We start from the raw sequence: 23,238 nt of genomic DNA, 5'->3' as shown, positions 1-23,238 counted from the left end.
TGATGCGGTTATGATCAAGGTAGCGAATGACGCTAATGTCCAATAATGAAGAAAGAGAGACATAATTTCCTATGCCAAGAAAATTCATAAAACGCTTTATGCCTGATCATGAGATGATCAAACGTCAAAAGGCACTAAAGGTTTTTGGCAACGTACTTTATAACCCAAACTTATGGTGCCTTAACCGCCGCTCAGCAGCAGGAGCGTTTGCAGTTGGTTTGTTTATGGCTTTTGTGCCATTACCAAGCCAAATGATCATGTCTGCAGGGCTTGCGATTGTCTGCGGTGTTAACCTACCTCTTTCCGTCGCCTTGGTATGGGTAAGCAACCCAATTACCATGCCGGTACTGTTTTACTTTGCCTACAAACTGGGCGCTTTAGTCATGCATGTTCCTCCACAGCCGTTCCACTTTGAGCTATCTTGGGAATTTATCCTGCACCAAATGAGCACCATTGGTCCTCCGTTCCTGTTAGGTTGCATGATCTGCGGTGTCACCTCCGCTATGATCGGCTATTTCGGCATTAAAGGACTTTGGCGTTATTCAGTGGTCCGAAGCTGGCAAAAGCGTCGTTTCCGTTTACCTAAAAAGCTAAGATAGACTCAGACACAACGACAAACGAATAATTTATAGCAATATAAAATGGCCATCATTTCATCAAGAAATTGGTATGTTGCTTGAGTATGAATATTTGCTTTAAAGGCTAAATAATCACACTCACGTTCGAACATAAAAAAAGGACCTTTCGGTCCTTTTTTGTTTTATCACTCGTCATGATTATTGCAGCAAACAACTATTTGGCACTTAATACCGCCGCTGGGTTCAATTGACTGGCACGAGAAGCTGGATACCAAGTCGCAAGCAAACTCAAAACCACCGCCGTACCCGAGACTAACAGCACATCACTCGGCAGCACTTGTGAAGGCAAGAAATCGACAAAGTAGATATCTCCAGAGAGAAATTGATGGCCAATCAGTGCTTCAAGGCTTTTAATGATAGGGGTGAGATTCAGCGCAACCAGCACGCCAACCACACTACCAAAAAGACTGCCTAATACGCCCGAGAAGACGCCCTGCCAAACAAAAATGCGCTTCACTAAACCATCGGTGGCACCCATGGTGCGCAAAATGGCGATCTCTGCGGCGCGGTCTTTTACCGCCATCATCAAGGTAGAGACAATGTTGAAACTGGCAACACCAATCACCAGAACCATCACCAAGTACATAATGGTACGAACTAACTGGATATCACGATAAAGGTAACCATATTTGCTCTGCCAAGAACGTAAATAGACCACTTCATTTAAGGTATTACCCACTTCACGAATGATTGGCAAGGTATCTAATACATCAGTCACGCGTACCGAAACACCCGAAACACCATTGCCTAATTTGGCATAACTTTGCGCGTCCGCGAGCGGGATCAAAGCAAGATTATGGTCTATCTGACCATTCAACTTGAGTAACCCCACCACCTTCACGCGCACGCGTTTCGGTGTTTGTACTTTACTGGCGCTGCCCGACGATGGGATCAGTAGACTAATGTAATCGCCTACTTGCGCATTTAATCGCTCTGCGACACCTTGACCAAGGATCACTTGTTGTTGTCCAGCTTGAAATGCCTGCCAACTCTTTTGATCGATAAACTGACTCAAGTTAGAGACCAAAGACTCTTTATCAGGATCAATACCACGTACTTCAATCGCTTTAAGCTGCTGGCCACGCTCAGCAAGTGCGGTCAGTTTGACATAAGGCGCTGCCGCTTCAATTTGAGGATGTTTTTCTGCTTGGTTCAGCAAGTTCTGCCAGTTTTGAATTGCGCCATGCACCCCTTCAAATTCGCCATGGGGAATCACGGATAAAACGCGATCTTTCAACTCACGTTCAAAGCCATTCATTGCCGATAAACCAATGATGATCACCGCCACGCCTACCGCAATACCAATGGTCGATGAGAGTGAAATAAACGACACCATTTTATTGCGCTGCTTAGCACGGCTAAAACGTCGACCAATAAACAGGGAAAGTGAAGAGAACACTACACGCCCTCCACATCAACCAACAAACCATCTTTCATGTGCAATTGGCGATCCATCTTCCCAGCTAACTCACCATCGTGAGTCACGACTAAAAACGCGGTACCGGACTCCTGATTTAACTCTCGCATCAAATCGTAGATCGCCAGCGCGGTTTTATGGTCAAGATTGCCAGTCGGCTCGTCCGCTAACACTAGGTCAGGGCTATTCACCAAGGCTCGGGCAATCGCGACACGTTGGCGTTCACCACCTGACAATTCCGATGGGCGATGCTCAACGCGATGAGAAAGACCGACTTTATCGAGCAACGCGAGCGCTTTTTGCTTCGCTTCAGCCACTTTCATACCACCAATCAACAAAGGCATTGCGACATTTTCTAACGCGCTAAAATCGGCCAACAAATGATGAAACTGGTAGACGAAGCCTAAGTGCTTATTACGCAACTTGGCTTGTTTATTTGAGCTGAGCTTGGACAATTCTTGCCCTAAGAAAGTCACTTGTCCAGCACTGGTGTCATCTAAAGCGCCTAACACATGCAGTAAGGTACTTTTACCCGAGCCAGAGGTACCAATAATTGAGACCAGTTCGCCGCGTTTCAAATCAAAGCTGACGCCTTTCAAAACTTGAGTTTCCAGCGCCCCTTCATGATAAATCTTGGTTACATCACGACACTGTAGTAAATCACTCATATCTTAATGCCTCAGCAGGTTTAACAGACGATGCTCGATAAGAAGGAAACAGTGTTGCCAGTAGGCTGAGCATCACAGCCAAAGAAACGACAACCAATATTTGCAGCGGATTAATCACCACAGGCAATGAACCACCAAATGAAAACAAAGCAATACCCGCACTCTCTAATAAGCTATTTAGATTTGCCGAGAGGAGCACACCAAGTCCGCCACCAATCACGGCACCGACCACACCACTGCTCGCGCCTTGCACCATAAAAATGGTCATCACTTGGCGATCGGTCATGCCTTGAGTTTTCAAGATAGCCACTTCGGCTTGTTTTTCCATCACCACCATGATGAGTGCAGAAACAATGTTAAATGCTGCGACGCCGACAATCAGGCCAAGCATCAAGCCCATCATGTTTTTCTCCATGCGTACTGCTTGGAACAGTTCACCTCGTTGCGCACGCCAATCTTGCCACTGCCACCCTTCTGGTAGTGGCTGTTTACTCATATCGCTGACCACAAATGGGTCATCAAAGAATAAACGCCATCCCGTCATCGTCTCTTTATTCAAACGCATCAAGCGCGCAGCATCATCCAGATGAGTTAGCATCAACTGACCATCAACATCAGAACCCGTATTGTAAATCCCCGCGACAGTGAAAATACGCTGGCTAGGAATACGGCCAAGAGGGGTAAATTGACTGGCGCTGGTCACCATCAAACGCACTTTATCGCCCAGCGATAAGTCCATTGAACGTGCCAGTGAACTGCCGAGAAAAAGTTGGTACTTACCCGCTTGCAGATCTGAAAGGCGACCTGCAATCAAGTGTTTTTCAATCGGGTCATGTTCGCCAGGCTCAATGCCAATAAGCAAACCTGCGCTAAGTTTTTTAGCACTTTGAATCACCGCTTCACTTTGCACAATCGGCTCTGGATGGCCGGCGCTCGACATCGCTTGAATAAATTCCGGTGCGCTCTCAGTGCGCGGTGTTTTACCACCATCATGAGAAACAATTGCCTGCGGCAGAACACCAAGGATGCGGCCTTTAAGTTGGCCTTCAAAACCATTCATGACCGAGAGCACGGTCACCAAAGACATCACACCAATCGTGATACCGGCCGTCGACATATAAGAAACAAAACGGCTAAACCTATCACCAGAGCGGCCACGTAAGTAGCGCAATCCAATATAGGTCGACACTGGATGAAACATAACAAAAACCAAAGCCAAATAATGACGAATACTGTAACGGTTAATTTAAAGGGCTGATAGCGTTAAATTGCCATTTCACGGTTAAATTTAGCAATTAAGTCGCCGATAACAATGACATACCTTGATTAGTTGCCGTGTATGACGATAATCAGAACATCAATAGAAGGAAAAGTTGCATGTCTGACCAAGAATATTTCTCCGTTCATTATCAAATGATCGCCAACGTCGAAGCCTTGGCAGAAGATGCGCCTTATCCGACCTTCGACCAATTTGAGTCTGAAATCCCCGCACCATTTCTGGTCGCCAGTGAGTTCAGTTTTCTAGACCAACTGAATGATGCCGCTCGTGCAGAACTTAAAAGCAATGATTTTAAGCACGTCATTCAATTGTTAGACACCCAAAATAGTAAGCTCAATCTTCTGCTAACCTTTATGTTATCGCAGCAAGATGATCCTACGCTTCGTCATCAAACATTAACCTTTGGTGCCAGCCAGTTTAGCTATCAAGCCGAAAACGCTTTAAACATCGGCCAGAAGCTGCGCATTAAATTGTTTCTCGACCATCCTGCTGCCGCCATTTATTGTTATGGCTCCGTGACTCAATGTACGCAAGAAAACCAGCAGTATGTGATTTCCGTCAAGTACGACCTACTCCGCGATTTAGACCAAGATTTGTTAATAAAGGCCGCCCTTTATCAACAACAAAAATTGCTAAGACAGCGCTCTCTAAACCGCGAAAAATAGCGTAACAACATGTCAAAACCATCATTACTTAACCTTGTAAATCCACAAGGTGCTGGCGATAAGAAATTCGTTGGCAATTTACCAGGCTCAGCACTGGCTTTAGCCATTGCTGAGTTAGCAGAACAACACGCTGGTCATACGTTGTTAGCGACGCCAGATCCGCAAAGCGCACTAAAACTGCAACAAGAGTTGGAGCAGTTCACTGAGCATACCGTGCGTCTATTCCCTGACTGGGAAACCCTGCCATACGATAATTTTTCTCCTCACCAAGAGATCATCTCTGATCGTATAGCAAGACTCTATCAATTGCCGACCCAAAGTGACGGCATCACCATCGTACCGATTAATACGCTGTTGCAACGCCAATCGCCACGCGATTTCTTAATGCAGCACACATTAATGGTAAAAACCGGTGATCTATTCTCACTTGAAAAGCTGCGTCTACAGTTAGAAAAATCGGGTTACCGCCATGTCGATCAAGTCTTTGGTCCCGGTGAGTATGCTAGCCGAGGTTCAATCATTGATTTGTTCCCGATGGGGTCAAATGATCCCTACCGTATCGACTTCTTCGATGACGAAATTGATACCATTCGCACCTTTGATCCCGAGAATCAACGTTCTATTACTGACGTTAGTGAAATTCGCTTGCTACCTGCTCATGAATTTCCGACCTCTGAAAGCGCGATTGAAGATTTCCGCATTCGTTGGCGTCAGCGATTCGAAGCGCGCCGTGAACCTGAATCTGTCTACATGCAGGTTAGCAAAGGCACTTGGCCTGCAGGCATCGAATATTGGCAACCGTTGTTCTTTGAGCAAACGGAAACTCTGTTTGACTATATCCCCGACAACAGTCAGTTAATAGCGGTAGGCGATATTGAAGCAGCGATCGACCAATTCCTCACTGATGTTGACTATCGCTACGATCAACGCAAAGTCGATCCATTACGTCCATTACTTCCGCCCCATGAATTGTGGCTGAAAAAGGACGAGTTATTCGCCCAATTTAAAGCACTGCCACAAGCACTGCTTAGCGTTGACACGGTTAAGAGAAAACAAGGTCGCCAAAATCCAGACATAACGGCACTACCTGAACTCACCGTTCAACATCAAAATAAAGAGCCAATGGCCACGCTGCGTCAATTTAGTGAAGGCTACAACGGTAAGATTATCTTCTCGGTAGAATCTGAAGGTCGCCGCGAAGCGTTGTTAGAGCTACTACAGCGTATCAAGCTGCGCCCGATTGAATGTGCCAGCTTCTGCGAGGCTCTCGCACACAAAGAGAAATTCACCCTCGTCATTGGTGCTGCCGAACATGGCTTCCTTTATGGCGACAATCAAATTGCCTTCATCTGTGAAAGTGATTTGCTGGGTGATCGCGTTATCCAGCGCCGCCGAAAAGATCGCAAAGCGACCAATAGCGATGCCGTTATTCGCAATCTTGCTGAGCTAAAACCCGGCCAACCTGTGGTACATATTGATCACGGTATCGGCCGTTATCTTGGTTTACAAACGCTTGAAGCGGGCGGCATGATCACCGAATACGTGACGCTTGAGTATCAAAACGAAGCCAAACTGTACGTTCCTGTTGCATCACTGAATCTAATTAGCCGTTATTCCGGAGGGGCTGAAGACAGCGCACCTCTGCATAAACTAGGTGGAGAAGCGTGGACCAAAGCGCGCCGCAAAGCAGCAGAAAAAGTGCGTGATGTAGCGGCCGAACTGCTCGATGTGTATGCCAAACGCGAGCTCAAGCCTGGCTACAAGTTTGCGTTAGATCGAGGCCAATACGCGACCTTTAAAGCCGGCTTCCCCTTTGAGGAGACTGATGACCAAAGCATGGCCATCAATGCTGTGATGTCAGACATGTGCCAAGCCAAAGCCATGGACCGCTTAGTGTGTGGTGATGTTGGTTTTGGTAAAACCGAAGTCGCAATGCGTGCGGCATTTGTCGCCACCGACAACGGCAAACAAGTCGCGGTACTCGTGCCGACCACACTGCTTGCCCAACAGCACTTTGAGAACTTCCGTGACCGCTTTGCCAATTTACCAATTCGCGTCGAAGTACTGTCGCGCTTTAAAAGCGCCAAAGAGCAAAAGCTGGTGTTGCAAGACATTGCGGATGGCAAAGTCGACCTTGTGGTTGGTACACACAAGCTACTGTCCAATGACATCGTCTTTAAAGATCTTGGCCTGCTGATTGTTGACGAAGAACACCGCTTTGGTGTTCGCCAGAAAGAGAAAATGAAAGCGATGCGTGCGGATGTCGACATTCTGACGTTAACCGCAACACCAATCCCACGTACGCTCAACATGGCGATGAGTGGCATGCGCGATCTCTCGATCATCGCCACACCGCCTGCACGCCGTTTAGCGATCAAAACCTTTGTCCGTCAACGTGAGGACACTGTGATCCGCGAAGCTATTTTGCGTGAAATTATGCGTGGTGGCCAAATCTACTTCTTACACAATCAAGTGGAAACCATCGATAAGGTCGCCGAGGATTTAGAGAAGTTAGTCCCAGAAGCTCGTGTCACCGTCGCTCACGGACAAATGCGCGAACGTGAACTAGAAAAAGTGATGAACGATTTCTATCACCAACGCTTTAACTTGCTCGTATGTACCACCATTATCGAGACGGGTATTGATGTACCTACCGCCAACACCATCATTATGGATCGCGCGGACAACCTTGGTTTGGCGCAGTTGCACCAATTGCGCGGCCGTGTAGGACGTTCACACCACCAAGCGTATGCCTATTTGCTCACACCTCATCCTAAAGCGATGACCAAAGACGCAATCAAGCGCCTTGATGCGATTGCTTCATTGGAAGACTTGGGGGCTGGCTTTACTCTGGCAACCCACGATTTAGAAATTCGTGGTGCGGGTGAACTGCTTGGTGACGAACAAAGCGGTCAAATCCAATCGGTCGGTTTTACCCTCTACATGGAAATGCTGGAGCAAGCGGTAGAAGCACTACGTGAAGGCAAAGAGCCGTCACTCGATGACTTACTGCGTGAGCAAACAGAAGTTGAAATGCGCATCCCAGCCTTGCTGCCTGAAGACTATATCCCAGATGTGAACACACGCTTATCAATGTATAAGCAGATCGCAAGTGTGGCTGATAAAGATGATCTCAACAACTTAAAGGTAGAATTGATTGATCGCTTTGGTTTACTGCCCGATGCGGCGAAAAATCTACTCTCCGTTGCTGAGCTTAAACTGGCCGCAGCGCAGCTAAAAGTGAAGAAAATTGAAGCTCATGACAAGGGCGGCTATATTGAGTTCTATCCTGATGCTGACATAAATCCCATGTATTTGGTTAGACTGTTACAATCTCAGCCACAGAAATTCGCAATGGAAGGACCAACTAAGTTCAAGTTTATTGTATCATTAGCGGATAGACGGCAAAGAATTCAATTTGTTACTGACATGCTGGCTGAATTCCAGCAAAATTTATTACCAAAACAAGATTAGATATTTTGGGTAAAGTTACCCAAATACGGAGTTGTGATGAAAAAGCTGATCGCACTGCTTCTCTTCTTTGTTGCTATGCCAAGCTTGGCGCAGCGACAATTTGATGTCGAAGTGATCATATTTAAACGCGCAGTGGATGCAGAGAAAGTTACTGAATCGTGGCCAAACACTCTGCCTGAGATCACTATGGATAAAGTAGGTAGCTTTGGTGACACCAACTACCGCGCTCGTAAAGGCGTTCAGATGCTTTCTCGTGCAAACTATAAGCTCGATGCTCAAGCACAAAAACTGCGTAATCACGCTGGTTTTCAAGTGTTAATGCATAAAGCGTGGCGCCAAGGTGATAAAGGTCGCTTATCAGCCCCGATATTCCATATCACGGCGGGTAAAGACTACTCTGGTCAATTTAATCCTGATGGTTCACCAATTGGCCTAGGCAATGAATCCGTCATTGATGGCGTAACCGAGCACACCATCCCTAAACCGCTTTATGAGCTAGATGGTAAGTTACAGATTTACGTTGAACACTATCTGTATGCTGATGTTCAAATGGACTTAAAAGAGCCAAGTGTACGTGACATCATTCTTGAAGATCGCGAAATTGAGATTGGTGAAACCGCAACTTTTAGCACAGACAACACGGTTCAAGCGGGTTTGATGACTGAGATTACACCGACAGTGCATACCGAAGAGTTTCTTAAAAGCTATCGCATGGATCAAAAACGTCGCATGCGCAGCGGTGAAACCCACTTCCTTGATCACCCATTACTGGGCATGATCATTCAAGTGCGTCGCGTCAACTGATGCAACGACTCTTAGTCGCTTGATCTAACACGCAGTAGCAATATCAAATAACGCCCTCTACCTTAGAGGGCGTTATTATTTTTCCAAAGCGTATAACTTGCGCCAAACACGAACAACGAGCGCTTCACAACACCTCTCTCTATTTCGGTATATACTCACCATTCACTGCGGTTAATTGTGATCACCTATGAGCCCTGACTACCAAATTATTACCACTGAGTTTACGTTACGCTTAATCGATGCCGAAGAGAGCCGCCAGCTTGAGCGACTCATTGTCCGATCCCCAAACCTTCACCACTGGGTGGATTGGTGTCATAGCGATTTTAGCGCCAAAGAAGCAGAACGCTTTCTATTAGCGACGCGTTTAAATTGGGTTAAATCGGATGCGTATGGTTTTGGGATTTTCCGACGCAGTGACGATGTGTTAATTGGAATGGTGGCGATTAATGAGTTTTACCAAACCTTCAATATGGCCAGCCTAGGTTATTGGATTGCAGATGAATTTCAACAGCAGGGCTATGGCCGCAAAGCGCTCGACGCATTGATTGAGTTTTGTTTTGGTATTTTAAAACTGACTCGGCTGGAAGTGGTTTGTGACCCAAATAATCTTGCGAGTCAAAAATTAGCACTTGCCTGCGGTGCCAAATTTGAAACCTATGCTGAGAACCGTTTTATCTTTAATGGCAAACCCAAGTGTGGAGCGGTCTATTCTGTTATACCCAGTTGATCCCCATCATTTAGACATAAAAAAAGAGTGCCATTGGCACTCTTTTTTATGTCTAGAACATCGGCTTAGTGAAGCTTCAAGTTCGGGCGTAACACGCGGTTAATACGGCCCATCAAGATAATCAGGGCGGTTTTAAACACACCGTGCAGCGCCATTTGGTGCATACGATACAGAGAAATATACACCACGCGAGCAATACGTCCCTCGATCATCATCGATCCTTTGGTCAGGTTGCCCATCAGGCTACCCACCGTCGAGAAACGACTTAGTGAGACTAAAGAACCATTATCTTTGTAGACATACGCTTTCAGCTCACGACCGGTTAGTTTAGCGACAATATTGCTAAACGCACGGCTAGCCATTTGGTGCGCAGCTTGAGCGCGTGGCGGTACAAATGAACCATCAGGTTGCGTACATTGCGCTAAATCACCGATAACAAAAATGTTGTCATCACGAGTGGTTTGCAAAGTATCTTTTACCACCAATTGGTTAATACGGTTACTTTCCAGACCACCAATTTCTTTCATGAAATCAGGTGCTTTAATACCAGCAGCCCACACCATGATTTGCGCATGGATCTTTTCACCATCTTTGGTTGTTAAGCCATCTTTGTCCGCTTGAGTTACCATGGTCGCGGTGCGTACATTCACACCAAGCTTCGTTAACTCTTGATGCGCCGCACCAGAGATACGTGGTGGCAATGCAGGAAGGATACGCTCACCGGCTTCCACAAGGCTCACATTTAGTTTGCTTGAATCCAGGTCACCAAAACCGTAAGTGCGTAGCTCTTTCACGGCATTATGTAGTTCAGCCGATAATTCAACACCCGTTGCACCCGCGCCAACAATCGCAATATCCACTGTGCCTTGACCATTTTTGGCGTGCAGCTTAAGGAACTCATTGTTCATGTTTGTACGGAAGCGATGAGCTTGTTCAGGGCTATCTAGGAAGATACAGTTTTCACGGACACCCGGCGTGTTGAAATCATTCGATGTTGAACCGATCGCGAGTACCAAAATATCGTACTCAAGCTCACGGCTTGGCATTAACAACTCACCTTGCTCATCTTTCAATTCAGAAAGGATGATCACTTTGCGCTCGCGATCGATGTCTTGCAGACTACCAAGCTGAAAATCAAAGTGGTGATTTTTCGCATGAGCACGGTAGCTCAATGCATCAACCCCTTCGTCTAACGAACCGGTCGCCACTTCATGCAACAGTGGTTTCCACAAATGGCTCGCCTTACGGTCAACCAAAGTAATGTTCGCACGACCTTTGCGGCCAAGTGTACGGCCTAGTTTGGTCGCAAGCTCTAAACCGCCTGCGCCGCCACCTACTACGATAATTCGTGTCACAGCAACTATCCTCTAAAATAATAAAACTAAGAAATTGAGTCAGTTCGCACTGCAAACTGAAGAAATATTTTTAGCTCGCGCTTACGCCGCGATAGAGGTTCACTCAATGAAACACGTATTTGGATTGAAAGACTGTATCAGTCGCTTGCTCATCGGGCAAAAACACGCCTCAACCAGCAATATTGGGCAAGTTTTTTCACTCGCTCTCAATTTTTTTTGATATTTATCAAATAAATTTTATTTTACTCATTATATAGAGCAAAACGCACTGCGCAACTAGAGAATGAGAAAAACTCACTATAATCTGTATGGTTTTATGTAACGAGGTGCTTAAATTTTACGATTATCATCGCTGAGACGACAATCTGAGGTATCTGGTTAAGGCCTCTTTTTAAGGTATAGAAAAAACAAAAACGACGTTGAAGCAACGTCGTTTGATTCAAGCCAAACTTTAAATAACGGTAGAATCAGCTCTCTTTGAAAGCCTTGATCGCTTGTAAGTGCTGCGAGATTTTACTGAATTTGTGACTCTGTTTTTCATCCCAGATGACATCGTAGTACCCATCCAGCTCTTGCGCTGTAATTTGGTTATTATGAATTTCATCTTCGCGTGACAAAATCACTAAACAGCGTTTGTTATTTTTAACGCGAAACTCTTGCACACATTTGGTCGCAATATCATCATACTCTTCAGGACGATCAATACGGCCTTGCATTGTGCGTTCTGGATGCAAGTTTGGGTTGAAAATGACCTGTTTAATACCGCATAAGAAACCAACGCGTTCAGACCAAAAGCCCCCAAGCCCTACCCCACAAATAATGGGATTTTTATCGTCTGACTGCTCAATCACTTTATGCACTTCTTTGAGTAGATGCTGCATATCATGCTTAGGGTGAAGCGTGCTGTAATTGATGAAACGGACATCATCATCAATAAACTGCAATTGAAGAATTTTTTCGTGGTTACCTGGGCTGGTAGAGTCGAAGCCATGTAAATAGATGATCATGTTATTTCCTTATTCTAATCGGTTTGTTTAAACGCCAGCTCACGAAAAGCTCACTTAAATGCAACAAACGTAATTTAATCTAACACGAAAGCTAAGGTTTTAAAGGGAGAGAAACCATATTCTTGCTTGCCTACTACGAAACAGTGATCTCAACAGCAAAACTGTGGTTAAGCGAACTGCTGTTTAAGGATCTCAGCCTGCTGAAAATAATGCTCATCCCCCCACAATTGATACGCAAGTAAGTACCAAAGCATCGCCATCATGGTCGCACGAGGTCGCCACGCTCTCACGCCTTCAACCCAGTCGTCGATCCCTTCTAGCTCACGTTGCTGGCAATAGCGTTGAATTGCATCCATTTCGTCAACGCCCGCCACATCGATACTTAAAGTAAGATCTAAGCGCGGATCGCCAATCGTCGCGTATTCCCAATCAATGATTTTTGCCCCCTGCTCACTCGCCACCATGTTGTAACCAGCAAGATCAAAATGGCATAAGGTGTGGCCAACATCGGCTAAACTCGGCGCATTGCGCCAGTCACGGTAGATGGTTTGATATACTTCGGTCTTCAACTCTGGTTTCAGTTGCATCCAATAATGATCAACACGAGCGGTAAAACTAAATGGAGCGACAGGAATACGCGTAGTTGATAAGGAATGGACAGCGACAAGGGCGTCAAGTAACTGATCAACGCTGAGTGTATCAGTGAGAGCTTGGCCTTCTAACCATTCAACCAACAGACCTTGGTCATTGATATGGATTGGTTTTGGGCTAATCCCCGCGGACTCGATTGAAGCAAGAATCTGATATTCTTGAAAACGTGAAATTGAAAAAGCTTTAGTTATATGTGTATTTGGCCGCCAAACATAGGCCTTTCCACTATCCTCTACCACTTTCCAACAACGATTGGTTAAGCCCCCTGTTAGGGTTTGCCCATAGTTAGGAGGCATAGCAAAGAAACGATCTAATGACAGCAATGTGCGGTCTAGCTGACAAGCTTCATTCCATGACATTCGTGCCATAAGTCGTTCCTTGCTCTTTTATGCCAATCGTATATTGGCTAGTAACTACAAGCCCAAAAAGCTTTTTGATTCTTGTTTACGGATTTCTGTTTCATCCGCCCATTCAATCAGGCCAGACTCAAGATCCATCAAACGCATGGTCATTTTGTAGTAAACGTCTTTATCACTGCCTGCTGATTTCGCAATGCTTGAGAGGTTGCCATACAGCATGTATTGCGCGCCGACCATTTTACCAAATTGAATCGCATTACTTTGATTGACTAACTCATCGTTGTTTTGGAAGTTTAGTTGGTCACGTACCGCTTCTACACGATCCATGTCGACAAAACGGAATTTACCCGAGTTAAGCATTTTAGTGCTGATACTGTCGGTGATCGACTCAGTATCAATATGCTCACTGGTTTTATTTTTAATACGCTCAACAAATACGATAGGACGCGAATCACGAGTAATCGCAGCAACAGAACCTGAGTTCAGCATGCTATCCACCATTTCTCCAGCGATGGTTTGTAAATCTGTTGAGCCGAAATCGATGGTAGTGGTCTCTACAGCTTGTGCATCACCATAGCTAACTTGGTTTGAACACCCGCCCAACACAACCGCTAAGCCCAACAGTGCAATGACACTTTTTTTCATGATACTTTCCTTCATTATTTTTCAGTTTGACCAAAGCGTTAGCACTTTAGTTCCCACCGTTTTCAATCGTTGTTTCTTCGAATTTGCACGCGAAATTGCGTCGCGTCAGGATTGACCGACACTTCAGATATAGAGCGCGTCTCGGCACCGCGAATAATCAAACGTCGCCAGTTTCCCACCTTGGTATTGACCTCTAAACCTTGATCGTTATACCAATAAAAGCGGTATAGCAGGTCAAGATCGCTACTGAGATTATTCGTTAAACTCACGATACCTTGCGCATGACCATCTACCGTTGTGGTCGTGATGTCATCCACGTTCAAGCTGCGTGACATGGATGAATCAGCAAACAGAACTCTGTGCGAGCCACCATCAATACGCAGACCTGATGTATTAGTAGTACAAGCTGCAATGGCAAACATTGATAAGATCACTAAAACGAATTTCTTCATTACAATCTTCCTAGTTGCTTATGCCACAGTGTGGCGTTATTTCCCTGACGAGACAGCCATACCAACGCCGTTTGTCCTTGCGGCACATTGAAGTTGTATAACTGTCCATTGATATCAAGTTGCTGATCGCCGGCATTTACCACCGTCGAACTGCTATAAACTGAAGCTGGCAAGGTTTGCCAACTGCGCGTATCTGGCTGCTCAGTGAGCGTGTTCCAAACATTGAATATTAAGTTACCCACGTCGTCGCCTTGAGCAGCTTCTTTACGTAATTGATCTTTAGCCACCACACGTAATGCTTGGCGAATCACGATATTTGGCATTCGTTCTGACAAATCACGCTGAGCCATTAAATTCACATCGGTCAGTAAATCTTGTGATAACCCTTGTTGATTCAATCTTGGCGTTACAAAACGTAGCGCATTGTTCGATGGGTAATAAGGTAAAGCCAAAGAATACAGTGCGCCATTACCGCGACTGTCATAAAGCGGTAAAGATAATTTCCAGCCTTGCAGAGCTTCGACCACATCTTGCTCTTGTAAGACGATCACTCTCGCTTGTCCTTTAGCTAAGTTCTGCGCTTTACCATAACGTCTTTCGAGTTGACGTAAATCATCCCGCATCCCTAAACGTTTTGCCACACGCATCGTACCGTCAATCACACTGCGATTATCTGGCATCACAGCCAATGCACGGCGATAATCAACATAGGCGCTATTTAAGTCATTGTCGGCTTCATACAACAGGGCCGACACATACATTAAATAGGCGTTTTGTACTGCCTGTAGCGTTTTGCCCGCATCAGGATAATTCGCTAACACGCTACCAAGATTAGGAGTGAGGCCTTGCGACTTCATCTCTTTTTCCGCTGACTCTAGTGCTCTTTCACGCTCTTTACGCGCCTGCTCTTGCACTTGATTGGCACGGCGCATTTCCACTAGCGCGTCATCAAGTTGATTCGCTTTAACGTAATTTAAACCTAAGTATAGATGGAGAAAGCCTAATTCATAATCAGCAGGTTGGTAGATTTTGAGATTATCGTTGACAGCTAATGAACCGACACTCGACGCCGTGTCCGAGAGTGATATCACCGCTTTGTCCTGCTCAACTCTCACCGCGCGATCACTTAACTCTAAAGCGTCTTGGCTTTGTTGATAATCTTTGTTAAGCAGGTAAACGCGGCCTTTTTCGAAATTATCTAGGATCTCGCCAGCGATATCTTCCGGCAGTTCTTCTTTCGCTTGGAGGTAATCACCGCGCTTAACAGATTGATACACAGATTCATTTTGCGCGCTATAGTGGCTAAATAAATTACCGGCTGAGAAGTTAGCACAAGCGGAAAGCAGAACAGAGCTGCTGATGACCAGCATGAGTCGAACTGGCTTGAGTCGAAAAGTTAGTTTCAATTCGCACTCCATTTTATTAAAAGAAAAAGCACGTCGTTATGTCGTGCTTTTTGGTAGACCACATAAAGTGCAGTTTAGTTCATCAAAAGAGGGCCTAATGGACAACCGCCCACTAAATGCATATGAATGTGATACACCTCTTGACCACCGTGTGAATTGCAATTCACGATTAAACGGTAACCGTCTTGATCGATACCTTCTTCTTTCGCCAATTTTTTAGCCACGGTAAACATTCTACCCATCGCCATTTCATCGTCGGATTCAATATCATTGACCGTTGGGATCAGCTTGTTTGGCACGATTAAAATGTGCTTAGGTGCGCGTGGATTAATATCACGAAACGCCGTCACTAATTCGTCTTGATAAACGACATCGGCAGGAATTTCTTTACGAATAATTTTGCTAAAAATGGTCTCTTCGGCCATGGTGGCTCCATAAACTTACTTAACTAAATAGTCGAATGAGTATGCGCCATGCTTCGCAAAATCACAATAAAAAACAACGTTCATTTAACCTAAACCACTCAAATTTTGTTACCAGAAAATTTTTTTTGTCTTGTGCGTCATAAAATGCGTGTCTCGATATCAATACAAGTGTCCTAAGTCTGATAATTTTCATAATAAATTATTCAAACAAGGAGAGGTCTATGAAAGGTTCAGTGATCAGGAGGATGTACGCTGGCTTTGCATTGATCATTTTGATGTTCGCAGTATCCACCATTTTAGCATTACGTGGAATGGAACAAATTCATCAAAATTTCGCGAGTGTCACCAACACATCTTTGCCGCTGGTTTCAATGTCTAACAGAACCAATGTGGCGTTACTAACAGCTGATAAACTTTTCAAAGACTATTTAACCACGCAGAGCTTTGAACGCATGGACGTCATTCGTGGCGAATTTATCGATGCCAAAGCCCACTTCGATCAAACTTTAATCGATCTTGAACAAGCAAGTGCGACTAGTCCTGAGCTCATCGAACGTATCGAACAAGTAAAAGCGATGGAACAGCGTTACTTTGCTGAAGCGGCGGATGCGATGGACAACTATCGCAATATGTTTGAAGCACAAGAATTAGTTCAACAGTCAACACGTCAATTCCAGCGCCTACATGCCGAGCTTAGCTCAGGAATGAAAGAGTATGTGGATGACCAAGATAAGATCGCTGTTAAGGTAATGGCACGCAGCTATTTTGAAAAATTGAAAGACGCAGAAGTGATTACTTCTGATGCATTGGCAAGCAGTGACACCGAATTTGTGGCCAAAGCCGTCGCGAAAAACAAAAAAGCGGTGACACACCTTAACTATTCATACCGCGGCCTGTTAACCCAACTGCCATCACTGAAAGAGAAGTTTGATGCGCCTGTCAATCAGTTCACTATTGATATTGGCCAAAAAGGTGGCGTACTCGATCAACACAATAACTACCTGCTTTCCCGTCAAGCGCTATACAGCAACATTGCCAACCTAACTAAAGAAGTCGACACCTCTATGGCGCTGTTGAATTCATTCAGTGAAACCGCGCAGAACGGCCTAAATGCTTCTTTGATTGAAGCGGGCAAGGTTTATGACTCAGGCTTAGTTCGTTCCATTTTCCTCTGTCTGGTTGTCGTTGCCCTTGCTGCGGGTATCGGTTACCACATCGCACATAGCGTGCGTACTCCACTCACTCGCATCCTAAAAACGTTAGAAGCGCTTAGCGGTGGAGATATGACTCAACGCATCGAAATTCGTTACAACAACGAGTTTAGCCGTGTTAGCGGTCACATCAATGACTTGGCTGATAACCTGCACAATATACTGGTCCGTTTGAATGAAGCATCTGATGACCTTACTCATACCGCCAATACCAACCAAGAAACACTGACTGGAACACAATCACAACTCAATCAGCAACGTCAGCAAACCGCCAGCGTGGCAACAGCGATGAACCAGATGTCGCACTCGGTTGAAGAAGTGGCTCAGAGCGCTCAAAGCTCACTCGAAATGGTTGGACAAGTGGAACTGGCATCTGAACAAGGTCGCCAAATCATGAGCACCAACATCACCACTATCAACCAATTAGAAACACGCTTAAACCAGTCCGTTGACGCGGTGAAAGAACTACAAAACATGAGTAGCCAGATCGGTTCTATTCTTGATGTCATTCGTAACATCGCAGAACAAACCAATCTGCTGGCCTTGAACGCGGCAATTGAAGCAGCGCGTGCGGGTGAACAAGGCCGTGGTTTTGCCGTGGTGGCTGATGAAGTCCGCGTGCTGGCACAACGAACCACAGAATCCACCTCTGAAATCGAAAACATGATCAGCGCGCTACAAAGCAGTTCAACGTCTGCCAACAGTGTGATTCAAAGCTGTATGGATGATATGACTCTGTCTGTTGATCAAGCTTCTAATGCCAATAGTGCAATGGAAGAGATTCAATCTCTGATTTTGGAAATCAGCCATATGAGTGCGCACATTTCCAGCGCTGCGGTTGAACAAAATCAAACGGCGGCTGAAATCGCGCAAAGCATTGAAGAGATTAACGGCATTGCAGATTCCAGCTATCACGCTATGGCTGAGATTGCGAACACCAGTAGTAGCCTAACCCAATTGGCAAATCAACAAGGCGAATTGGTACACCGATTTAAGGTGTGATTGTAAATTTTTGGCTAAATAACTGAACAAGGGCGATTAAATTGATTAATCGCCCTTGTTTTTTTGAGGCGGCAACATTATATGGTAAGAAGGCTTGCTAGTTTACCCATATTAACTTTCCGTTTCGCAAGCCAAACATGAGGAACAACTATGGCCGTTCATGTTGGCATTATTGACCAGGATCCAATTCGACTAGTCACGCCACTACTCGATAATCGTACTATCAGTCAGCACATCGTTTTTATTGGTGTGAGAACTCAAGAAGAGATGTACCACCGTCTTCATAGCGTGCTGGCTAAACGCAACATCAGCTCAGAATTTTTTGAAATTCCTAATGTCGCTAACGTTGCTAAGATCAAACAAGCTGTTTGCCAACTTGCCAGTGACCTCAAGTCTCGTGGTGAAGAAGTGAAACTGAATGCCAGTTGTGGGCTTCGTCACCGCCTACTCTCGGTATACGAAGTTTTCCGCAGCCTACATTGGCCTATTTTCGTTGTCGAACCAAACAGCGACCGGCTTTGCTGGTTATACCCAGAAGGCAAAGAAGATACTCAAGTTGAAGATCGCATCACCATTGATGATTACCTAACCGTGTTTGGTGCACGTGGTGAGTTCAACGATCATGATCTCCCCCCTCAGCTTGACCAAAAGCTGTACGAACTAGGTGAACGTTGGGCAAGTAATGCATTAGAGTTAGGCCCTGGCCTCGCAACGCTAAACTACCTTGCAACAACTTGTCGTAAAGAGCAGCGCCTGAGCGTTGAGTTATCGGAAAAGCAACAAGGTTACCGTGAGCTCAACATGCTACTCAGCGACTTGGTTGAAGCGGATATCGCCACCTACCAAGCCGGCATTCTAACGTTCGCCAGTGAAGAAGCTCGTCGCTTCTCTAACGGTGAATGGCTAGAGACTTTAGTGCACAGCACGGTACGTCAAATTCAACAAGATATGCCGACCATCCAAGATCACTCACTCAACGTACAAGTTTATCGCCAACTCGGTGAACGTGAAGTACGTAACGAGCTGGATGTCGCTTCAGTGGTCAACAATAAACTCCACATCATTGAATGTAAGACCAAAGGCATGCGTGATGATGGCGATGATACTCTGTATAAATTGGAATCGCTGCGCGACCTACTCGGCGGCCTACAAGCCCGCGCGATGTTGGTGAGCTTTCGTCCGTTACGTTATAACGACATCACCCGCGCAGAAGATCTTGGCCTCGCGCTCATTGGCCCTGAAGAACTCAAAGATCTTAAAACATACCTGACCCAATGGTTTGTGGAAGCTGGCGGCTCAGAAGACTGTTCAGATTGCTAAGCTGAATCGATTTACAATCGTTATGCAACCTCATCAATAGCCTCGATATATTCGAGGCTATTTTTTTGATCGAAATCAAACGTACGCCATCCTTAACATTCGCACGATGTACTTTTGACATCACACCGTTAGCATAGCCGGGTTACTTTATTTGAGCGCCGCTATGTCATCTTTACCTACATCCCCTTTTGCACAAACCCTACTCAACATTGCTTTAAATTTAAGTTCTAACCTAACCAGTGATGAGCAGTATCAGCATCTTGTGGAAGGCGTGAGTACCGTTTTTCCTTGTGATGCTGCGGCGCTGTTTATTCTCGATGAACAAGGCTTTCTTACTCCTGTCGCAGTTAAAGGACTTTCCACCTCAATCCTAGGACGCCGCTTCTACCCTAGCGCCCACCCACGCCTTGAACAAATTATGCATAGCCGTGAACCGGTGCGGTTTGATGCCAATTGCTCACTGCCTGACCCCTTCGATGGAGTACTGCTAACTGAAGAGCAAACCATTGATGTGCATGACTGTCTGGGCTGCAGCTTATATGTAGAAGGCCAATTAGTTGGCGTGTTAACTATGGATGCGCTCACCGTGGGAGCCTTTGATTATTTAGATCCGGTTGAAGTGGCAACCTTTGCTGCCTTAACCGCGGCGACGTTACGTAACATCGCCCAGTTTAAAAGCCTCAAAGCGCAGAACCGTAGACACCGCAGCGTAACACAAACGCTGATCCACCAAGCTCGCTCGCAACAAGGTGAGATGATCGGCCTTAGCCCGCAGTTTGAGCGCCTAAAAACCAATATCGCTACCGTCGCACAATCGGATTTTGCCGTGCTTATTAGTGGTGAAACCGGCACAGGTAAAGAGTTGGTCGCGCACAACCTGCACGCGCAGTCTCACCGCGCGGATAAACCGATGATTTACGTCAACTGTGCTGCATTGCCTGAAGGTTTGGCCGAGAGTGAACTGTTTGGCCATGTAAAAGGGGCATTCACTGGCGCAAACAACCATCGATCTGGTAAATTTGAATTGGCCGATGGCGGGACTATTTTCCTTGATGAGATCGGTGAACTGCCGCTGACCTTGCAAGCCAAGTTACTGCGAGTAATTCAACAAGGAGAACTGCAACGCGTCGGGAGTGATCAGCATTTAACGGTTAATGTCCGTATCGTTGCCGCAACCAACCGCCAGTTGGAACAAGAAGTTGAACAGGGTCGCTTCCGCGCTGATCTCTACCATCGTCTCAACGTTTTTCCAATTCACGTTCCTCCACTTCGTACGCGTGAGGGCGACATAGCGGTGCTGGCTGGTTACCTGCTGGAAAAAGTACGTTTGCAATTTAATTCTCCGAACCTACATGTTCACCCGAAGGCACTACAAGTACTAGAAAACCAAGTTTGGCCAGGCAATATACGTGAGCTTGAACACTGCTTAACACGCGCGGCCTTACATGCCATTCAGCAGGATAAAACCACAATTCAACTCGACCATTTTGACGAATTAAAAAGCCAATTTGATACAGAAGAGAGAGGTGATGTAAAAATCACATCGCGCTATTTTCCTACTGAAAGTCAACCAATGCGATTGTTGGTTGAGCAATACCAACAAGATTTAATTGTGCACGCCTTAAACAAATCGTCGAATACATGGTCACAAGCTGCTGATTTTCTTCAAATGGATCGCGGCAACTTATATCGAATGGGAAAAAAATTCTCGATTAAATCCTAACGATCAGCCACGCCACGTTGTAATAAAGACATCAAGGGCGTTGTCTTTATTACAACAAATCTGATTGGTGAGATTCTATTTATACAATAAAATCAACAAGATAACTTTTGGCACACTCTGTGCTCTATAGGCTTCATACAACAGATGTGTGAGCCAACAATTGCTGACCCACGCAATTATTATTTAGAGTAAACTGGAGAGCCCTTATGTTCTGTATTCAATGTGAACAGACGATTCAAACCCCAACCATCAAAGGCTGCTCATTTGCCCAAGGCATGTGTGGCAAAACCGCTGAGGTCTCTGATCTTCAAGATGTTCTCGTTTACCTACTTCAAGGTGTTTCTTACTGGGCTTCTCAAGCACGTCGTTTTGACATCGTTGACCAAGAAATTGATATGTGGGCACCACGCGCTTTCTTTGCCACATTGACTAACGTAAACTTCGACCCAGAGCGTATTTTGGAGCTAACCAGCCAAGCGGCACTCTACAAAGATCGTCTTAAGCAAAGCACCATAGCGGCGGCAACGCTGGCCAACCAAACCCTTGAATCTGCGCCCCCAGTTGCGAACTTTGAGCTACCTGAAAACGCAGAGCAGATCCTCGCTTTTGCACCTAATGCAGCGGTTAACCGCGGTAAAGAGCAGGTCAACGAAGATGTCGTAGGCTTACGCCTTCTTTGCCTCTATGGCCTCAAAGGCGCGGCGGCTTACATGGAACACGCTCGCGTACTTGGCCAAACAGACACCGCTATTTTTGCGCAGTACCATAAAATCATGGCATGGCTAGGCACTGAACCGACTGATCTTAATGAGCTACTTGAGTGCTCAATGGAAATCGGTTTGATGAACTACAAAGTCATGGAGATGCTTGATCTTGGTGAAACCGAGACTTTTGGTCACCCAACCCCAACCAGTGTGAACGTAAAAACTCGCCAAGGTAAATGTATTTTAGTCTCAGGCCATGACTTGCACGACCTAGAGAAAATTCTGCAACAAACCGAAGGCCAAGGCATCAACGTTTATACCAACGGTGAAATGCTTCCTGCGCACGGTTACCCAGAACTGAACAAATACCCTCATCTTGCAGGTAACTACGGAAGCGCATGGCAAAATCAGCAAAAAGAGTTTGCTAACTTCCCAGGCGCAATCGTGATGACATCAAACTGCCTACTTAACCCAGATGTGGGTCAATATGCTGACCGTCTATTCACACGCAGTATCGTCGGTTGGCCTGGTGTTGCTCATCTTGAAGGTGATGATTTCTCAGCAGTGATTGCATGTGCTCTAAGTCAACCAGGTTTCCAGCACAACGAGATCGAGCAGATGATCACGGTTGGGTTTGGTCGCAATGCGCTTATGAATGCGGCACCTGCCGTTATTGATCAAGTGAAACAAGGTAACATTCGTCACTTCTTCCTAGTTGGCGGCTGTGATGGTGACAAAGCAGAACGCAGTTACTACACCGATTTTACTGCTAGCGCACCAGAAGACACGCTGCTCCTAACGCTTGCTTGTGGTAAGTTCCGCTTCAACAAAAACCAGTTTGGCGACATCAACGGTATTCCTCGTCTACTCGATGTGGGTCAATGTAACGATGCCTATTCAGCGATCCAACTAGCATTAGCCCTGGCGAACGAGTTTGACTGTGGTATCAACGAGCTTCCGCTTACCTTGGTACTTTCGTGGTTTGAACAAAAAGCAATCGTGATCCTACTTACCCTATTCGCTTTAGGTGTAAAAGGCATCTATACCGGTCCAACCGCGCCAGCATTCCTCACCGACAACCTATTGGCCATCATCCAAGAGAAGTTCGATATGCGTTCTATCTCAAACGTTGAAGATGACCTACAAGCGATTCTAGGCGCTTAATCCAGTAGCCTGCCCTCATTCGAGGGTAGGCTTTTTGGTCCAATTTCAATCCATCACACCACTGCGCTTGTCGTTATGCTGCTAATCAGCCATCCGGCCGAGTTTCATTTTAGCCATAACGTTAGCCACCACTACGTGAAAA

General features: G+C 45.7%; 19 protein-coding genes. 9 read left to right on the top strand and 10 right to left on the bottom strand.

Going from position 1 to position 23,238, the window contains the following annotated elements; genetic code table 11:
- The first annotated feature begins 71 nt into the window (after positions 1 to 71).
- A complete protein-coding gene (locus tag RJD38_RS12500; protein WP_065430167.1) occupies positions 72 to 599 on the top strand; it encodes a DUF2062 domain-containing protein in 528 nt (175 codons plus the stop codon).
- A 193-nt stretch (positions 600 to 792) separates the two neighbouring features.
- Here the strand turns inward: RJD38_RS12500 and lolE are convergent, their stop codons facing one another.
- The 3 genes from lolE to lolC are packed head-to-tail and all read right to left on the bottom strand — an operon-like array spanning position 793 to position 3,924.
- On the bottom strand, positions 793 to 2,037 hold the full coding sequence (gene lolE / locus RJD38_RS12495; RefSeq protein ID WP_065545437.1) for a lipoprotein-releasing ABC transporter permease subunit LolE: 1,245 nt from the start codon (positions 2,035 to 2,037) through the stop codon (positions 793 to 795).
- A complete protein-coding gene (gene lolD, locus RJD38_RS12490; protein ID WP_005594731.1) occupies positions 2,037 to 2,723 on the bottom strand; it encodes a lipoprotein-releasing ABC transporter ATP-binding protein LolD in 687 nt (228 codons plus the stop codon). Before lolD ends, lolE begins: the two co-directional genes overlap by 1 nt.
- Positions 2,716 to 3,924 carry a lipoprotein-releasing ABC transporter permease subunit LolC gene (gene lolC, locus RJD38_RS12485; RefSeq protein ID WP_065545438.1) on the bottom strand — a complete coding sequence of 403 codons (1,209 nt, stop codon included), beginning with the start codon at positions 3,922 to 3,924 and terminating at the stop codon, positions 2,716 to 2,718. The genes lolD and lolC overlap by 8 nt, the downstream gene beginning before the upstream one ends.
- Positions 3,925 to 4,100: 176 nt before the next feature.
- Here lolC and RJD38_RS12480 point away from each other — a divergent pair, with 176 nt between their 5' ends.
- The 4 genes from RJD38_RS12480 (at position 4,101) to RJD38_RS12465 (ending at position 9,672) form a co-directional block, all read left to right on the top strand.
- On the top strand, positions 4,101 to 4,667 hold the full coding sequence (locus RJD38_RS12480) for a hypothetical protein (RefSeq protein WP_005594728.1): 567 nt from the start codon (positions 4,101 to 4,103) through the stop codon (positions 4,665 to 4,667).
- A gap of 9 nt (positions 4,668 to 4,676) precedes the next feature.
- The gene (gene mfd / locus RJD38_RS12475) at positions 4,677 to 8,141 is read left to right on the top strand and encodes a transcription-repair coupling factor (protein WP_005594727.1); all 3,465 of its coding nucleotides are present in this window, start codon (positions 4,677 to 4,679) and stop codon (positions 8,139 to 8,141) included.
- A 36-nt stretch (positions 8,142 to 8,177) separates the two neighbouring features.
- Positions 8,178 to 8,945 carry a peptidoglycan binding protein CsiV gene (locus RJD38_RS12470; RefSeq protein ID WP_005594726.1) on the top strand — a complete coding sequence of 256 codons (768 nt, stop codon included), beginning with the start codon at positions 8,178 to 8,180 and terminating at the stop codon, positions 8,943 to 8,945.
- A gap of 187 nt (positions 8,946 to 9,132) precedes the next feature.
- Complete coding sequence (locus RJD38_RS12465; protein ID WP_065545439.1) at positions 9,133 to 9,672, top strand: GNAT family N-acetyltransferase; 540 nt, start codon at positions 9,133 to 9,135, stop codon at positions 9,670 to 9,672.
- Positions 9,673 to 9,737: 65 nt separating this feature from the next.
- On the opposite strand, the gene RJD38_RS12460 is transcribed toward RJD38_RS12465, so the two are convergent.
- From RJD38_RS12460 to hinT, 7 genes are all read right to left on the bottom strand, one after another.
- The gene (locus RJD38_RS12460; protein WP_005594723.1) at positions 9,738 to 11,027 is read right to left on the bottom strand and encodes an NAD(P)/FAD-dependent oxidoreductase; all 1,290 of its coding nucleotides are present in this window, start codon (positions 11,025 to 11,027) and stop codon (positions 9,738 to 9,740) included.
- Between the two features lie 467 nt (positions 11,028 to 11,494).
- Positions 11,495 to 12,034, bottom strand: a complete 540-nt coding sequence (ycfP, locus tag RJD38_RS12455) for an alpha/beta hydrolase YcfP (protein ID WP_005594721.1) — start codon at positions 12,032 to 12,034, stop codon at positions 11,495 to 11,497.
- A gap of 167 nt (positions 12,035 to 12,201) precedes the next feature.
- Positions 12,202 to 13,053: a phosphotransferase gene (locus tag RJD38_RS12450; protein ID WP_065545440.1), complete on the bottom strand. Its 852-nt coding sequence runs from the start codon at positions 13,051 to 13,053 to the stop codon at positions 12,202 to 12,204.
- A gap of 45 nt (positions 13,054 to 13,098) precedes the next feature.
- Complete coding sequence (gene lpoB, locus RJD38_RS12445; RefSeq protein WP_005594719.1) at positions 13,099 to 13,689, bottom strand: penicillin-binding protein activator LpoB; 591 nt, start codon at positions 13,687 to 13,689, stop codon at positions 13,099 to 13,101.
- 62 nt (positions 13,690 to 13,751) lie between these two features.
- On the bottom strand, positions 13,752 to 14,141 hold the full coding sequence (locus RJD38_RS12440; RefSeq protein WP_005594718.1) for a YcfL family protein: 390 nt from the start codon (positions 14,139 to 14,141) through the stop codon (positions 13,752 to 13,754).
- Positions 14,141 to 15,511, bottom strand: coding sequence for a COG3014 family protein (locus RJD38_RS12435; RefSeq protein ID WP_174269639.1), 1,371 nt, complete (start codon positions 15,509 to 15,511; stop codon positions 14,141 to 14,143). The genes RJD38_RS12440 and RJD38_RS12435 overlap by 1 nt, the downstream gene beginning before the upstream one ends.
- A gap of 110 nt (positions 15,512 to 15,621) precedes the next feature.
- Positions 15,622 to 15,972, bottom strand: a complete 351-nt coding sequence (hinT, locus tag RJD38_RS12430; protein ID WP_005594716.1) for a purine nucleoside phosphoramidase — start codon at positions 15,970 to 15,972, stop codon at positions 15,622 to 15,624.
- A gap of 221 nt (positions 15,973 to 16,193) precedes the next feature.
- Here hinT and RJD38_RS12425 point away from each other — a divergent pair, with 221 nt between their 5' ends.
- The 4 genes from RJD38_RS12425 to hcp all read left to right on the top strand — a co-directional run bounded on the left by RJD38_RS12425 (position 16,194) and on the right by hcp (position 23,096).
- Positions 16,194 to 18,185 (top strand): HAMP domain-containing methyl-accepting chemotaxis protein, encoded by a 1,992-nt coding sequence (locus RJD38_RS12425; RefSeq protein ID WP_065545441.1) that lies wholly within the window; start codon positions 16,194 to 16,196, stop codon positions 18,183 to 18,185.
- A gap of 150 nt (positions 18,186 to 18,335) precedes the next feature.
- A complete protein-coding gene (locus RJD38_RS12420) occupies positions 18,336 to 19,505 on the top strand; it encodes a DUF1887 family protein (RefSeq protein ID WP_009387029.1) in 1,170 nt (389 codons plus the stop codon).
- A 163-nt stretch (positions 19,506 to 19,668) separates the two neighbouring features.
- A complete protein-coding gene (norR, locus tag RJD38_RS12415) occupies positions 19,669 to 21,228 on the top strand; it encodes a nitric oxide reductase transcriptional regulator NorR (protein ID WP_065545442.1) in 1,560 nt (519 codons plus the stop codon).
- Between the two features lie 206 nt (positions 21,229 to 21,434).
- Positions 21,435 to 23,096, top strand: coding sequence for a hydroxylamine reductase (gene hcp / locus RJD38_RS12410; protein WP_065545443.1), 1,662 nt, complete (start codon positions 21,435 to 21,437; stop codon positions 23,094 to 23,096).
- Positions 23,097 to 23,238 lie beyond the last annotated feature (142 nt).

Origin of the sequence: Vibrio scophthalmi, assembly GCF_040869025.1 — a bacterium.
Lineage (GTDB): Bacteria > Pseudomonadota > Gammaproteobacteria > Enterobacterales > Vibrionaceae > Vibrio > Vibrio scophthalmi.
This window is presented reverse-complemented; position numbering and strand designations above follow the sequence as displayed.